The sequence below is a fragment of the Rhodoferax sp. MLSD5-FHT05B10 genome (assembly GCF_058793415.1).
Genome location: NZ_JBXAFT010000003.1, coordinates 293,833 through 306,481 on the forward strand (window position 1 = coordinate 293,833; position 12,649 = coordinate 306,481).

14 protein-coding genes and 1 tRNA gene are annotated in these 12,649 nt (G+C 62.0%); 5 read left to right on the forward strand and 10 right to left on the reverse strand.

Translation table 11 applies throughout. The annotated features are described in order from the left end of the window. Positions 1–23: 23 nt before the first annotated feature. Complete coding sequence (locus AC1Q5W_RS06595; protein ID WP_492643338.1) at positions 24–752, reverse strand: HAD family hydrolase; 729 nt, start codon at positions 750–752, stop codon at positions 24–26. On the opposite strand from AC1Q5W_RS06595, the gene hemH reads away from it, so the two are divergent. After that, positions 751–1,842, forward strand: coding sequence for a ferrochelatase (gene hemH, locus AC1Q5W_RS06600; RefSeq protein WP_492643339.1), 1,092 nt, complete (start codon positions 751–753; stop codon positions 1,840–1,842). The two genes, AC1Q5W_RS06595 and hemH, sit on opposite strands and share 2 nt — an antisense overlap. 105 nt (positions 1,843–1,947) lie before the next feature. On the opposite strand, the gene AC1Q5W_RS06605 is transcribed toward hemH, so the two are convergent. From AC1Q5W_RS06605 to cysS, 9 genes are all read right to left on the reverse strand, one after another. After that, the gene (locus AC1Q5W_RS06605; protein WP_492643340.1) at positions 1,948–2,259 is read right to left on the reverse strand and encodes a rhodanese-like domain-containing protein; all 312 of its coding nucleotides are present in this window, start codon (positions 2,257–2,259) and stop codon (positions 1,948–1,950) included. Between the two features lie 39 nt (positions 2,260–2,298). Then, positions 2,299–2,655 carry an antibiotic biosynthesis monooxygenase family protein gene (locus AC1Q5W_RS06610; RefSeq protein WP_492643341.1) on the reverse strand — a complete coding sequence of 119 codons (357 nt, stop codon included), beginning with the start codon at positions 2,653–2,655 and terminating at the stop codon, positions 2,299–2,301. 115 nt (positions 2,656–2,770) lie between these two features. Continuing rightward, positions 2,771–3,433, reverse strand: a complete 663-nt coding sequence (locus tag AC1Q5W_RS06615; RefSeq protein ID WP_492643342.1) for a hypothetical protein — start codon at positions 3,431–3,433, stop codon at positions 2,771–2,773. 141 nt (positions 3,434–3,574) lie between these two features. Further along, a tRNA-Ser gene (locus AC1Q5W_RS06620) sits at positions 3,575–3,667 on the reverse strand. A gap of 39 nt (positions 3,668–3,706) precedes the next feature. Then, entirely contained in the window at positions 3,707–4,975 is a 1,269-nt protein-coding gene (locus AC1Q5W_RS06625) for an aspartate kinase (protein ID WP_492643343.1), read from the reverse strand. A 26-nt stretch (positions 4,976–5,001) separates the two neighbouring features. Beyond that, complete coding sequence (gene tilS / locus AC1Q5W_RS06630; RefSeq protein WP_492643344.1) at positions 5,002–5,958, reverse strand: tRNA lysidine(34) synthetase TilS; 957 nt, start codon at positions 5,956–5,958, stop codon at positions 5,002–5,004. Between the two features lies 1 nt (position 5,959). Next, entirely contained in the window at positions 5,960–6,937 is a 978-nt protein-coding gene (locus AC1Q5W_RS06635) for an acetyl-CoA carboxylase carboxyltransferase subunit alpha (RefSeq protein WP_492643345.1), read from the reverse strand. A gap of 52 nt (positions 6,938–6,989) precedes the next feature. Next, positions 6,990–7,640, reverse strand: a complete 651-nt coding sequence (locus tag AC1Q5W_RS06640) for a DNA-3-methyladenine glycosylase family protein (RefSeq protein ID WP_492643346.1) — start codon at positions 7,638–7,640, stop codon at positions 6,990–6,992. After that, positions 7,640–9,019, reverse strand: a complete 1,380-nt coding sequence (gene cysS, locus AC1Q5W_RS06645) for a cysteine--tRNA ligase (RefSeq protein WP_492643347.1) — start codon at positions 9,017–9,019, stop codon at positions 7,640–7,642. Before cysS ends, AC1Q5W_RS06640 begins: the two co-directional genes overlap by 1 nt. A 184-nt stretch (positions 9,020–9,203) precedes the next feature. On the opposite strand from cysS, the gene AC1Q5W_RS06650 reads away from it, so the two are divergent. From AC1Q5W_RS06650 to AC1Q5W_RS06665, 4 genes are read left to right on the forward strand one after another with little or no spacing between them, the layout of a single operon-like run. Continuing rightward, positions 9,204–10,304 (forward strand): tetratricopeptide repeat protein, encoded by a 1,101-nt coding sequence (locus AC1Q5W_RS06650; RefSeq protein ID WP_492643348.1) that lies wholly within the window; start codon positions 9,204–9,206, stop codon positions 10,302–10,304. A 14-nt stretch (positions 10,305–10,318) separates the two neighbouring features. Continuing rightward, positions 10,319–11,554: a L,D-transpeptidase family protein gene (locus tag AC1Q5W_RS06655; RefSeq protein WP_492643349.1), complete on the forward strand. Its 1,236-nt coding sequence runs from the start codon at positions 10,319–10,321 to the stop codon at positions 11,552–11,554. Continuing rightward, positions 11,554–12,126, forward strand: coding sequence for a peptidylprolyl isomerase (locus tag AC1Q5W_RS06660; RefSeq protein ID WP_492643350.1), 573 nt, complete (start codon positions 11,554–11,556; stop codon positions 12,124–12,126). The genes AC1Q5W_RS06655 and AC1Q5W_RS06660 overlap by 1 nt, the downstream gene beginning before the upstream one ends. A gap of 3 nt (positions 12,127–12,129) precedes the next feature. Beyond that, a complete protein-coding gene (locus AC1Q5W_RS06665; protein ID WP_492643351.1) occupies positions 12,130–12,636 on the forward strand; it encodes a peptidylprolyl isomerase in 507 nt (168 codons plus the stop codon). The last annotated feature ends 13 nt before the right edge of the window (positions 12,637–12,649 follow it).

Genomic DNA, 12,649 nt, shown 5'->3' on the forward strand with positions numbered 1-12,649 from the left:
GGGCAGGCGGCCAAATTGAGCGACTAATCGGCCTCCGTGCGGCCCAACAGGTCGCACAGTTCGGCCAGGTCGGCCACCGTGGCATGTGGCTGCCGGGTCTGGGTCCACAGGTGATCCTCCCGGTTGATCCACGCGGTCTGCATGCCTGCGTCCAGGGCGCCCAGCACGTCCAACGCGGCGTCATCGCCCACGTGCAGCACGTCCTCGGCCGGGACCCTGGCAGCGCGTGCGGCCACCTGGAATATGCGCGGGTCAGGCTTGCCGACCCCCACGTCCCGGGCGCTGATGCTGGCGCAAAAGAATTCACCCACGCCGATCTGGTGCACGTCGGCATTGCCGTTGGACAGCGCCACGATGGGCAGACGCCCCGCCAGCCACGCCAGCGCCGGCCGGACGTCCTCGAACAGGGTCACCTGCATGCGCTGCGCCATGAACACGTCCAGTGCCGGCTCGGCCAGCGCCGCGTCGTCACCGGCTCGCTGCAGAGCCAGGCGGATGGACTCGCGCCGCAGGGCGGCCAGATCGTGGGCCAGATCGGGCCACTGGCGTTCGGTGGCCGCCCGCAATTCGCGGCGCATGTGGGGGTTGGCAATCAGCGCTGCAGTGGCAGGAGCCTGGGCCTGCAGCCACGTGTGCAAGACCTTCTCGGCCCGTTCGATGGTGGGCCAGATGGGCCACAGGGTATCGTCCAGGTCCAGGGTTATTGCCTTGATTTTGGAAATATCGAGCATAGGTGCGGGAGAATACCGCATGCCCTTTTCCAAAGAACCCTCTTACACCCACGGCCAGGCGCCGCGCACCGCCATCCTGTTGTGCAACCTGGGCACACCCGATGCACCCACCGCGCCGGCGGTACGCCGCTACCTGGCGGAGTTCCTGAGCGACCGCCGGGTGGTGGAGATCCCCCGGCTGCTGTGGCTGCTGATCCTGCACGGCATCATCCTGCGGGTGCGCCCGGCGAAGTCGGCCACCAAGTACGCCAGCATCTGGACGCCCGAGGGCTCGCCACTGAAGGTGTGGACCGAGAAACAGGCCAAGCTGCTGCAGGGCTGGCTGGGCCAGCGCAACCACCAGGTCAAGGTGCGCTGGGCCATGCGCTACGGCAGCACCTCCATCGCTTCGCAGCTCGACGCCCTGAAGGCCGAGGGCGTGACCCGCGTGCTGGTGGTGCCAGCCTACCCCCAATACAGTGCCACGACCACGGCCAGCGTGTTTGACGCCGTGTACGGCTGGGCGCAGCGCACGCGTGCCCTGCCCGAACTGCGCTTCGTGAACCATTACCACGACGACGCAGGCTACATCGCCGCGCTGGCCGCCAGCATCCAGCGCCACTGGAAGACCCATGGCCGCCCCGACCAGCTGGTGATGAGCTTCCATGGCGTGCCCGAACGCACCCTGCAGTTGGGCGACCCCTACCACTGCGAGTGCCTCAAGACCGCACGCCTGCTGGCCGGGCGCCTGGGGCTGGACGCGGAGCAATACAAGGTCACCTTCCAGTCCCGCCTGGGCCGCGCCAAATGGCTGGAGCCGTATACCGAGCCTACGCTCAGGGCGCTGGCCAAGGCTGGCGTGCAGCGCGTGGACGTGGTGTGTCCGGGTTTCAGCAGCGACTGCCTGGAGACCCTGGAGGAAATTGCAATGGAAGGCCGTGCCGCGTTCCTGCAGGCCGGCGGCAAGGCGTTTGGCTACATTCCCTGCCTGAACGATGACCCGGAGTGGATCGCCGCGCTGTGCAACCTGACCCAGCAGCACCTGGCCGGCTGGCCCACCCAGGCCGCGCCGGATACCGAGGCACTGGCGGCCTCCCGCGCGGCGGCACTGGCACGGGGCGCGCGCCAATAGCGTGCGTGCAGCACACCTGGCGCTATCGTATCAATAGCTAACTACGCAGGTTTCATGCGGGTTAAAGACCGGTTTCATGCATGAAACCGGAGTCGCTTGCATACCTTACTGGCCCAGCAGCTTGCGTGCCTGCTCGAGGCCGCCGTAGTTCTCGACGTGGAGATAACCCATTTTCTTGAGCGTTTCCTGGGCCTTTCCGGAGCGTTGGCCGGAACGGCAATAGAGGATGACGGTGTCATTCTTGTCCACGTTGGCCTTGGAGATTTCCTGCCCAATGACTGTGTGGTCGATGTTGAGGGCGCCTGCCACATGGCCTTGGGAATACTCCTGGCTGGTACGCACGTCAATCACCACGTTCTTGGCCAAAGCCGCCGTGGAACCCATCGCCAAAGCCAGAAGCACTGTCAACAATTTCATACATTTCCTTGAACGCCCAGTCGGGCAAGACCTAATTTTTCAACCAACAACCACATCATAAAACACAGGGCTCCGGCTGCCATCGAACATGGGGGCTACAAGCTTGCTGGCTTCCGCGTGAGCGGGGGTGTTGTGCATGGCCATGAAGGTTTCATGGCTCTCATGTTCCACGATGGCTGCATAGTTGCCACCCTGGACGGGCTTCAAGAGCCGTCGGCTGATAAAACCTGCATGGCTTCCAAACTCCTTATTGGTCTGGACAAACCATTCGCGAAACGCGGCATCTTTGCCTGGCTGAATCGGCGGGAATTTAACAATGACAACGAACATGGTATTTACCTCGTTTTGCTGAATGACAAATCCGATCTTGCTGCGCGCGACGATTTCGCCACCCATGCAAGATCGGTCTGGCGCAACTGCCTTGCGCCATTCATTCAACGTACGAGGATCAAAAATGTTCCCACTATTCGAGGCTCCGACATGAGCGCCCGAGGGGTGGCTGTGCCGGCTGTTACAACTTGCCGTACTGGGTGCCGCCGATCATGATGCCGTCGTCCAACGGAGCCAGATCCGACTTGTACTCCCGGTCACCCACATGGATGGCAGGAGGGTTGACGCCCTTGCGCAGGGCGTCCATGAACGCCTGAGCTTCCTCATCGGATACCGGCTGGTAGGCTTCACGTGCCAGCTTGACGCCATTGCCAGCAGGCGCCGTTACGCTGTCCACCGGTTTCTTCCGCGCCTGAATCGCACCGAAGTCGTCTGCGGTGGCCGAATCGGTGACCCGGGGCTGGAATTCGAACTGTTCTTCCGTCTCGCTCACACGCCAGTAGATGCCGGTGATCAGAATGCCGTAGCGGTTATAGGTGTGCGCGCGCATATGCTTCTCCAGGGCGGCGAAGCTTTTTGTCCGGTTCTCCTTGTTGGTGATAAAAAATTTGGCCACATCAATCATGGCGACAAAACGGTGATGGCGCGCATCCACCGGCATGACCTTGAACTTGTACATGCTCCCGATCACCTCCATGGCGAGGAAGGTCTCCCGGATGGACTGGTACAGCATCTCCTGCCGATAGGCCTTGCGTTCGTCCAGGCTCATGCGGTTGACTGCGTCGGGATGCAGATCAACGGCGGCAACCGGCTTGCGTGGCTTGGCTTTAAAGAAGGAAAACATGGATTTCCGTGTTCGCTGAAAGATTCTATGCACCGCGCCGTGACTCGCAAAGCACTTCAATTGTTACAAAAAGCCACTGCATCGGCACGGGAACAGCACCCCGCAGCAACAAAAAAGCCACCCGAAGGTGGCTTTCTGATTTGGCGGAAACGGAGGGATTCGAACCCTCGATGAGGCTCTACACCCCATACTCCCTTAGCAGGGGAGCACCTTCGGCCACTCGGTCACGTTTCCTGAACAGCCCGCATTATCTCACGACTCTGCGGTGTTTTTTCAACCCGGAGGCTGGTCCAGGTCAAAAGCTTTGTGCAAGGCACGCACGGCGAGTTCCATGTACTTCTCGTCAATGACCACGGAGGTCTTGATTTCGGAGGTGGAAATCATCTGGATGTTGATCCCCTCTTCGCTCAGCACGCGGAACATGCGGCTGGCCACGCCTACGTGGCTGCGCATGCCGATACCCACGATCGACACCTTGCAGATCTTGGTGTCGCCCACCACCTGCTCGGCGCCCAGGCTGGGCAGCACTTTTTCCTTGAGCAGGTCCACCGTCTTGGCGTAGTCACCGCGGTTCACCGTGAAGCTGAAATCGGTCTTGCCGTCCTTGCTCAGGTTCTGGATGATCATGTCCACTTCGATGTTGGCGTCAGCCACGGCGCCCAGGATCTGGTAGGCAATGCCGGGTTTGTCGGGCACGCCCATGACGGAGATCTTGGCCTCATCGCGGTTGAATGCAATGCCCGAAACGATGGCTTGTTCCATGTTCTCGTCTTCCTCAAAAGTAATCAGAGTGCCGGACTTGGCCTCCTCGTTTATGTCAATGTCCCAGGGCGTGAAGCTGCTCAGGACGCGCAGTGGCACCTTGTATTTGCCGGCAAATTCAACCGAGCGGATCTGCAGCACCTTGGAGCCCATGGATGCCATTTCCAGCATCTCTTCAAAGCTCACGGTCTGCAGGCGGCGTGCCTCGGGCACCACGCGCGGATCGGTGGTGTAGACACCATCCACGTCGGTGTAGATCAGGCACTCGGCGGCTTTCATGGCCGCTGCGACAGCCACGGCCGAGGTGTCAGAGCCGCCGCGCCCCAGCGTGGTGATGTTGCCTTCGTCGTCCATGCCCTGAAAGCCGGTCACGATGACCACCTTGCCCGCCGTCAGATCGGCACGCACGCGCGCATCGTCAATCGACTCGATGCGGGCCTTGGTATAGGCGCTGTTGGTACGAATGGGAACCTGCCAGCCCGCATAGCTGACCGACTCCATGCCCTCTGCCTGCAAGGCAATGGCCAACAGTGCGCTGGATGCCTGTTCGCCGGTCGCGGCCAGCATGTCGAGTTCGCGGCCATAGGCCTCGCTCTGCCGGGATGGTGCCAATTCTTTGGCCAGACCCAGCAAGCGGTTGGTCTCGCCGCTCATGGCGGAGGGAACCACCACCATCTGGTGACCTGCACGTGCCCATTTGGCAACGCGTTTGGCGACGTTGCGGATGCGGTCCGTAGAACCCATCGACGTGCCGCCGTATTTGTGAACGATCAATGCCATGGAATGAGATTTTTTTGTAGCAAAACCTAGGGATTGTACCAAGTCAGCACATCACCACGGCGCTGCACAAAGCCATTGCCCACCTTGATGTGGATGCGGTGCCCTCGGGTGGTGCAAGCGGCCAGTTGATCCAGCAACTCCTGCAGCTGGGCTGTGCTGGGAATCACCTGGAACCGGCTTCTGAGCCAGTACCGCACGGCGTTGGCCTGGCGCGCACGGCTCAGTTGCTGCAGGGACTTGATCAGCAGCAAGCCATCCGAGGCACGGCACACCAGCCCGCCATCCTGCACGGCCACCTCATCCAGCACGGCCTGCGCCTGGGCCGCATGCGCCGCACTGCGGGCAAAGGTATCCAGGAATTGCGGAAACGCCGCCTGCAGCGCCGGCATCACCCGGGCGCGGATGCGGTTGCGGGTGAACTGCTCATCGGCGTTGGTAGGGTCCTCCACGAACGCAATACCCCGCCCGACCAGCCAGCTGCGAATGTCCGCGCCCGCCACTGCCAGCAGCGGGCGGTAGTAGTCCAGGCCATCGCGCTGCCAGTGGGCAGGCATGGCGCTCAAGCCTCCCAGGCCCGCGCCCCGACTCAGGGCCAGCAACAGCGTTTCCACCTGGTCATCCGCGTGCTGCGCCAGCGCTACTGATTTAATAGCTGTCTGCGCAGGCTCCATGCGGGCCAGCGCATCAAAAGCCTTGTAACGCGCCTGCCGGGCCGCATCTTCGGGGCTTTGCCCGCTGTGGTGTCGCGCGTCGACCCGCTGCACGCGCAGGGGTACCTTCAGGCGTTCGCACAGGTCGCGGCAATGGTGCTCAAACGTGTGTGCGGCCGCCTGCAGCCCGTGGTTGACATGCAGAGCCACCACCTGACCCGGCCACTTCTCGGCGCATGCCACCAGCAGGGCCGTGGAATCGGCTCCGCCACTCAGCGCGACCGCCAGCGGCAATGCGGGGGCGAAGCCGCGCAATGCCGCGTCAACCGTCACCCTACTTGGCGTTGGCTTTGGTGTCGGTGAAACGCCCATAGCTTTGCAGGCGTTCGTAGCGGCGGTCCACCAGCTCCTTGACCTTCAGGTCGCTGACCTGGCGGTACGCGTCCACCAGGGCACGCTTGAGGAAGGCCGCGGCCTGCTTGGTGTCGCGGTGTGCGCCGCCCACGGGTTCGTTGACGATCTTGTCAATCACGCCCACGGCCTTGAGCCGGTGCGCCGTGATGCCCATGGCCTCGGCCGCGTCGGAAGCCTTGTCCGACGTCTTCCAGAGAATGGAGGCGCAACCTTCGGGGCTGATGACAGCGTAAATGGAGTACTGCAGCATCACCAGCTGGTCCGCCACCGAGATGGCCAACGCACCACCGGAGCCCCCTTCACCAATGATGGTGGTGATGATGGGCACTTCCAGCTGGGCCATCTCGAAAATGTTGCGGCCGATGGCTTCAGACTGGCCGCGCTCTTCGGCGTCAATGCCGGGGTAGGCACCGGGCGTGTCCACAAAGGTGAACACGGGCAACTTGAATTTTTCCGCCAGCTTCATCAGGCGCAGGGCCTTGCGGTAGCCCTCGGGCTTGCTCATGCCAAAGTTGCGCAACCCGCGCTCCTTGGTGTCGCGCCCTTTCTGGTGCCCCAGCACCATGCAGGGCGTGCCGTTGAAACGGGCCAGGCCTCCGACGATGCTCAGGTCATCGGCAAAATGCCGGTCGCCATGCAGCTCCACGAAATGGGTGAAGATTTCCTTGACGTAGTCCAGTGTGTAAGGCCGCTCGGGGTGGCGGGCAATCTTGGTGATTTGCCACGGCGACAGATCACTGTAGATGTCTTTGGTGAGCTGCTGGCTTTTCTTGCTGAGCTGGTCGATTTCGGAAGAAATATCGACTGCCGACTCGTTCTGCACGTAGCGCAGTTCTTCGATTTTTGTTTCAAGTTCCGCTATGGGTTGCTCAAAATCCAGAAAGGTCTTCTTGGCCATGAATCTATCCTAATCAGTTGGGAACAGTGTCAACGATCTGTCCCGCAAAGTCTCAATAAGTCACCGGCACGGGGTCGAGCGAGCGCCAAATATACCAAGTTGCCACGGTGCAGTACGGCGCCCAGGCTGCAGCCACCTCGCGCGCATCACTGCGGCTCACTGCATCCCCCGAAAAATAATTGCGGCTGATGCCATTGATCAGGCCCACGTCGTCCAGCGGCAGGATGTTGGGCCGCATGAGGTGGAAAATCAGGAACATCTCGGCCGTCCAGCGGCCAATGCCCCGAATGGCCACCAACTCGGCCACGATGTCCTCGTCGCTCATCTCCTCCCAGGCCGCCACATGCAGGGCGCCACTGTCAAAGTGCAGCGCCAGATCCACCAGGTACTCCACCTTGCGTGCACTCAGGCCCGCGGCGCGCATGTCGTCCACCTTGAGCTTGAGCACGTTGGCCGCCGTCATCTTGCGCAGCAGCAGGGAAAACCGGTCCCACACCGTCTGCGCAGCCTTGACCGATATCTGTTGCCCCACGATGCTGCGCGCCAGCGTGACAAAGGCATCACCCCGGGTTTGCAGGCAGGCGTCTCCGTACTGGGGAATCAGGCGCTTCATCACCCGGTCTTTTTTGACCAGGTGCTTGCAGGCCTCTTCCCAGAAATGCGGTGTCACCGGGGGTGTTGCGGCCGGACGGGCGACCGTCATCATTGCACGGCCTCCCATGTCGTGCCAGCCGGCGAGTCCTTGAGCACGATGCCCTGGGCCAGCAAATCCTTGCGGATGCTGTCGGCCAATGCAAAGTCCCGCGCGGCCTTGGCCGCGCCGCGCTGGTCAATCAGCGCCTGGATGGCAGCGGTGTCCAATGTGGCGCCAGCCTGCAGGAACACCTCGGGGGCCTGCTGCAGCAGCCCCAGGCAACCGCCCAGGGCCTTGAGCAAGCCCGCCAGCGCGGGCGATTGGGTCCGGTTGACCTCGGTAGCCAGTTCGAACAACACGGCCACCGCCTCGGGTGTGCCAAAGTCTTCATCCATGGCCGCCTTGAAACGTGCGGCCAGAGGCTGGCTCCAGTCCAGGACGTAACCCACCGGAGGGGGCACCAGCTGCAGTGCGGTGTACAGGCGTTTGAGCGCATTGCGCGCATCGTCCAGGTGCGCGTCACTGTGGTTCAGGGCGCTGCGGTAGTGGGCGCGGATGATGAAAAAGCGGGTCGTCTCCGCATCGTATTGGGCCAGGATGTCCCGGATCGTGAAAAAGTTGCCCAGACTCTTGGACATTTTTTCGTTGTCACGCGTCACAAACCCGTTGTGCATCCACACCCGGGCCAGCGGCTTGCCGGAAGCACCTTCACTCTGTGCAATTTCGTTTTCATGGTGGGGAAATTGCAGGTCGGCTCCACCACCGTGGATGTCAAACGATTCGCCCAGCATCTCGCAGCCCATGGCGGAGCACTCGATATGCCACCCGGGTCGACCAGAGCCGTAGGCACTGGGCCACTTGGCCTCGGCAGGCTCGGACTCCTTGGCCGACTTCCACAACACGAAGTCCAGCGGATCTTCCTTGCCATCGGCCACCGCCACCCGCTCGCCGGCCCGCAATTCGTCCAGCGACTTGCCCGACAACTTGCCATAGCCTTCAAACTTGCGCACCGCGTAATTGACGTCGCCGTTCGAGGCGCGATATGCCAGCCCCTTGCCTTCGAGCTTGCCGATCAGGCTCAGCATCTGGGGAACAAATTCGGTGGCGCGCGGCTCATGGGTGGGTCGCTCGATGCCCAAGGCGTCCGCGTCCTGGTGCAGCGCGTCAACCATGCGGTCCGTCAACGCGCGGATGCTCTCGCCGTTTTCCAGGGCGCGGCGGATGATCTTGTCGTCGATGTCGGTGACGTTGCGGACATAGGTCACGCGAAAACCGCTGGCCCTGAGCCAGCGCTGCACCACGTCGAAGGCGACCATGGATCGCGCATGCCCCAGGTGGCAGAGGTCATACACCGTCATGCCGCAGACATACATGCGCACATGCCCCACTTCAATGGGGGAAAACGGTTCCAGTGCACGCGACAGCGTGTTGTAAATGCGCAAACTCATGGGTAATTCGTGGCCATTGCGCAAGGATACAAGTTCCTCGCAACGGCGGGGGCCGATACAGATCTGGTTAGGGGAGACTCTAGGTATTTCAGGAAGGAGCGTGCGCCACCCCTCAGCTACAATCCAGCGCAGTATAAAGCCCCGCTCGCAGGGCTCGACCAACGCGCAAGAACCAAAAGGCTTTATGACGCACGCCAGTTCCCTTGTATTGCAGTCACTTCGGCTGCTGACCCTTTCCGCCACGCTGGTAATTTTCCAGGCCTACGCAGACGAGTACGCAGATGTGTCGCAATTGGTGCGTGGGGGCAAGCTCTCGGAAGCCCTTTCCAAGGCAGACCAGTACCTGGCCAGCAAACCGCGTGACCCGCAAATGCGCTTCCTCAAGGGCGTCATCCAGCGCGACTCGGGCAAGACCAGCGATGCCATTGCCACCTTCACCCGGCTGACGGAAGACTACCCGGAACTGCCAGAACCCTACAACAACCTGGCCGTGCTCTACGCCGGGCAAAGCCAGTTCGACAAGGCGCGCACCGCACTGGAAATGGCTATCCGGACCAACCCCAGTTACGCCACGGCGCATGAAAACCTCGGCGATGTCTATGCCAAGCTGGCCAGCCAGGCCTACAACAAGGCGTTGCAGCTGGATGCCGCCAACCCCGCCGTGCCCCCCAAGCTGGCCTTGATCCGCGAACTCTTCACCCCCACGGGAGCCAAGAACCAGCGCCCCACCGCAGCACCCGTCAGCGCTCCGGCGCTGCCAGCGCCGGCACCCGCGCCCGTAGCAGCCGTCAAGCCGCCGCCGGGCCTGCCCGGCCCCGCCAAGGCCCCTGCTGTCGCTGCGGCCCCTGCTGCAACGCCAGCAGTGGCTCCTCCCGCCGTAAGCACCCCGGCTCCCGCAGCACCTGTGGCCACGGCTCCCGCCCCGGTCGTGGCGGCGAACAACAACGGCGTGAAAGAAGCTGAAGCCGCCGTGCGCGCATGGGCCAAAGCCTGGGCCGCCAAAGATGTCAAGGGATACCTGGCTGCCTACGGCCGCGAATTCGATCCCCCCGGAAAGCAAAGCCGCAGCGCCTGGGAAGAGGAGCGCCGCCAGCGCATCAACGGCAAGTCCAAGATCAGCCTGAAGCTGGAAAACCTTACGGTCACGGTCAGTGGCAACAAGGCCGTTGCCAAGTTCCGCCAGGACTACAAGGCCGGTGGACTGGCCGTGAGCAGCCGCAAGACACTGGACCTGGTGAAAAGCGGTGACCGCTGGCATATCGTCAGAGAGTCCACCGGAACCTGATCCTCACTGCTGACATGGCGAGACTGCATTTCACCGTCGCACTGCTGTCCTTGCTTCTGGCAAGTGCCGGCCCGCTGCACGCGGCCCCCCAAAAAGGCAAGGCCAAGCTGGTACGCCAGGAATTGCCGGTTGTCAAAGACACCGACGGCGTGGCCGAAGCCCGGCTCATCGAGATTTACAAGCTGATCGGCCAGGCACAAAACCGCGAAGCGCTGACCAAGGCAACCCAGCTGGCAGCAGACCTGCCCAACTTCCAGCTCGCCCAGCTGGTGTACGGCGACTTGCTGGCCGCCAGGACGCGTCCGGTCAAGGCGTTTGGGGATGTCCCCGACACCATGGCACGTGCCGCCAGCGCCACGCTCAAGGAACTTCGGGAAGAGTCGCAGCGCCGCGTCAACGCGCTGCGGGAACGCCCCCCGGCCGGCACGATTCCCTCACAATTCCTGGAGCTTTCGCAACGCTCGCGGCACGCCATTGCGGTGGATGCCTCGCGCTCGCGGCTGTACCTGTTCCAGAACACGCCGGCTGGTCTGAAACTGATTGCGGACTATTACATTTCCGTTGGCAAGGCCGGTACGTCCAAGTCGGTAGAGGGTGACCAGCGCACCCCGCTGGGGGTGTACTACATCACCAGCAACCTGGACCCCAAATCGCTCAAGGATTTTTACGGTTCCGGCGCCCTCCCCATCAGCTACCCCAACGTTCTGGACAGCAAGCGGGGCAAGACGGGCAGTGGCATCTGGTTGCACGGAACGCCCCCCAACCAGTTCTCGCGCCCCCCGCTGGCCACCGACGGCTGCGTGGTACTGGCCAATCCGGACTTGCAGCACATCATCCGCACCGTTGAAGTCCGCTCCACACCGGTGGTGATTGCTTCGCAGTTGCAGTGGGTAGCCCCGCACAGCGTGCGCGCCGAAAGCAAGCCGTTTGAAGATACGCTGTATGCGTGGCGCAATGCCAAGACCTCGGGCAATCTGCAGCAGATTCTGTCGTTCTACACCGCCGACTTCACCAGCAACGGCAAGACGCTGGCCCAGTGGACGCCAACACTGAAAAGCGAGCTGTCCGAAACCCAGGGACGCACCATCCAGCTCAAGGACGTGTCCTACCTGCGCTGGACCGATTCAGCCGACACCATGGTGGTGACATTTGGCGAAGTCGCCGATGGCACGCGCACCGGATGGACCAAGCGCCAGTACTGGATGCGGCAGGGCAACCAGTGGAAGATATTTTTTGAAGGAGTCATCTGATGACAACGCATTGGAACCAATGGACCCGGCGTCTGGTACTCGCCGGATGCACCGCCGCGCTGCTGCCGCTGGCCGCGCAGGCACAGACACCGCCCAAAGTGAAGTTCCAGACCACCCTGGGTGAATTCGTGGTGGAGGTTTACCCCGACAAGGCACCCAAGACCGTCGAAAACTTCCTGCAGTACGTGAAAGACAAGCAGTACGACGGCACGATTTTCCACCGCGTCATCGATAACTTCATGGTGCAGGGCGGTGGCTTCACCAGCGCCATGAACCAGAAATCCACGCGCGCCCCCATCCCGCTGGAAGCCAACAACGGCCTGAAGAACGACCGCGGCACCATTGCCATGGCCCGCACCAGCAATCCCAATTCGGCTACCGCCCAGTTTTTCATCAACGTCGTAGACAACACCAGCCTCAACGCACCTTCGCCGGACGGCTATGGTTACGCGGTATTCGGCAAGGTGACCTCCGGCATGGATGTCATCCAGAAGATCAAGACAACGCCCACCGGACCGGGCGATGTTCCCAAGACCCCCATCGTTATCAACTCCGCCACTTTGGTGAAATAAATCATGAGCAATCCACAAGTCGAACTTCACGTCACCGGTTACGGCGTCATCACCCTGGAACTGGATCAGGACAAGGCCCCCAAGTCGGTCGCCAACTTCCTGTCCTACGTGAACAAGGGCCACTACAACAACACGATTTTTCACCGTGTCATCCCCGGCTTCATGATCCAGGGTGGCGGCATGGAACCCGGGATGAAGCAAAAATCCTGCGATGCCCCCATCGAAAACGAAGCCAACAACGGCCTGAAGAATGCCAACTACACCGTGGCCATGGCGCGCACCGGCGACCCCCACTCGGCCACCGCCCAGTTCTTCATCAACGTCGCCGACAACGGTTTCCTGAACCACACCGCTCCCAACGCCCAGGGCTGGGGCTATGCGGTGTTCGGCAAAGTCGTTTCCGGCTCCGATGTGGTGGACAAGATCAAGACCGTGTCGACCGGCCGCAAGGGCTTCCATGACGACGTGCCCAAGGAAGACGTCGTTATTGAAAAAGCCGTCGCGCTGTAAGCACGCCGCCGCC

Excerpts from the sequence above, each read along its gene's own strand:
- hemH (WP_492643339.1), top strand. The coding sequence starts at position 751 with ATGCCCTTTTCCAAAGAACCCTCTTACACCCACGGCCAGGCGCCGCGC.
- AC1Q5W_RS06595 (WP_492643338.1), bottom strand. The coding sequence starts at position 752 with ATGCGGTATTCTCCCGCACCTATGCTCGATATTTCCAAAATCAAGGCA.
- AC1Q5W_RS06605 (WP_492643340.1), bottom strand. The coding sequence starts at position 2,259 with ATGAAATTGTTGACAGTGCTTCTGGCTTTGGCGATGGGTTCCACGGCG.
- AC1Q5W_RS06610 (WP_492643341.1), bottom strand. The coding sequence starts at position 2,655 with ATGGGTGGCGAAATCGTCGCGCGCAGCAAGATCGGATTTGTCATTCAG.
- AC1Q5W_RS06615 (WP_492643342.1), bottom strand. The coding sequence starts at position 3,433 with ATGTTTTCCTTCTTTAAAGCCAAGCCACGCAAGCCGGTTGCCGCCGTT.
- AC1Q5W_RS06625 (WP_492643343.1), bottom strand. The coding sequence starts at position 4,975 with ATGGCATTGATCGTTCACAAATACGGCGGCACGTCGATGGGTTCTACG.
- AC1Q5W_RS06635 (WP_492643345.1), bottom strand. The coding sequence starts at position 6,937 with ATGGCCAAGAAGACCTTTCTGGATTTTGAGCAACCCATAGCGGAACTT.
- AC1Q5W_RS06640 (WP_492643346.1), bottom strand. The coding sequence starts at position 7,640 with ATGACGGTCGCCCGTCCGGCCGCAACACCCCCGGTGACACCGCATTTC.
- cysS (WP_492643347.1), bottom strand. The coding sequence starts at position 9,019 with ATGAGTTTGCGCATTTACAACACGCTGTCGCGTGCACTGGAACCGTTT.
- AC1Q5W_RS06650 (WP_492643348.1), top strand. The coding sequence starts at position 9,204 with ATGACGCACGCCAGTTCCCTTGTATTGCAGTCACTTCGGCTGCTGACC.
- AC1Q5W_RS06655 (WP_492643349.1), top strand. The coding sequence starts at position 10,319 with ATGGCGAGACTGCATTTCACCGTCGCACTGCTGTCCTTGCTTCTGGCA.
- AC1Q5W_RS06660 (WP_492643350.1), top strand. The coding sequence starts at position 11,554 with ATGACAACGCATTGGAACCAATGGACCCGGCGTCTGGTACTCGCCGGA.
- AC1Q5W_RS06665 (WP_492643351.1), top strand. The coding sequence starts at position 12,130 with ATGAGCAATCCACAAGTCGAACTTCACGTCACCGGTTACGGCGTCATC.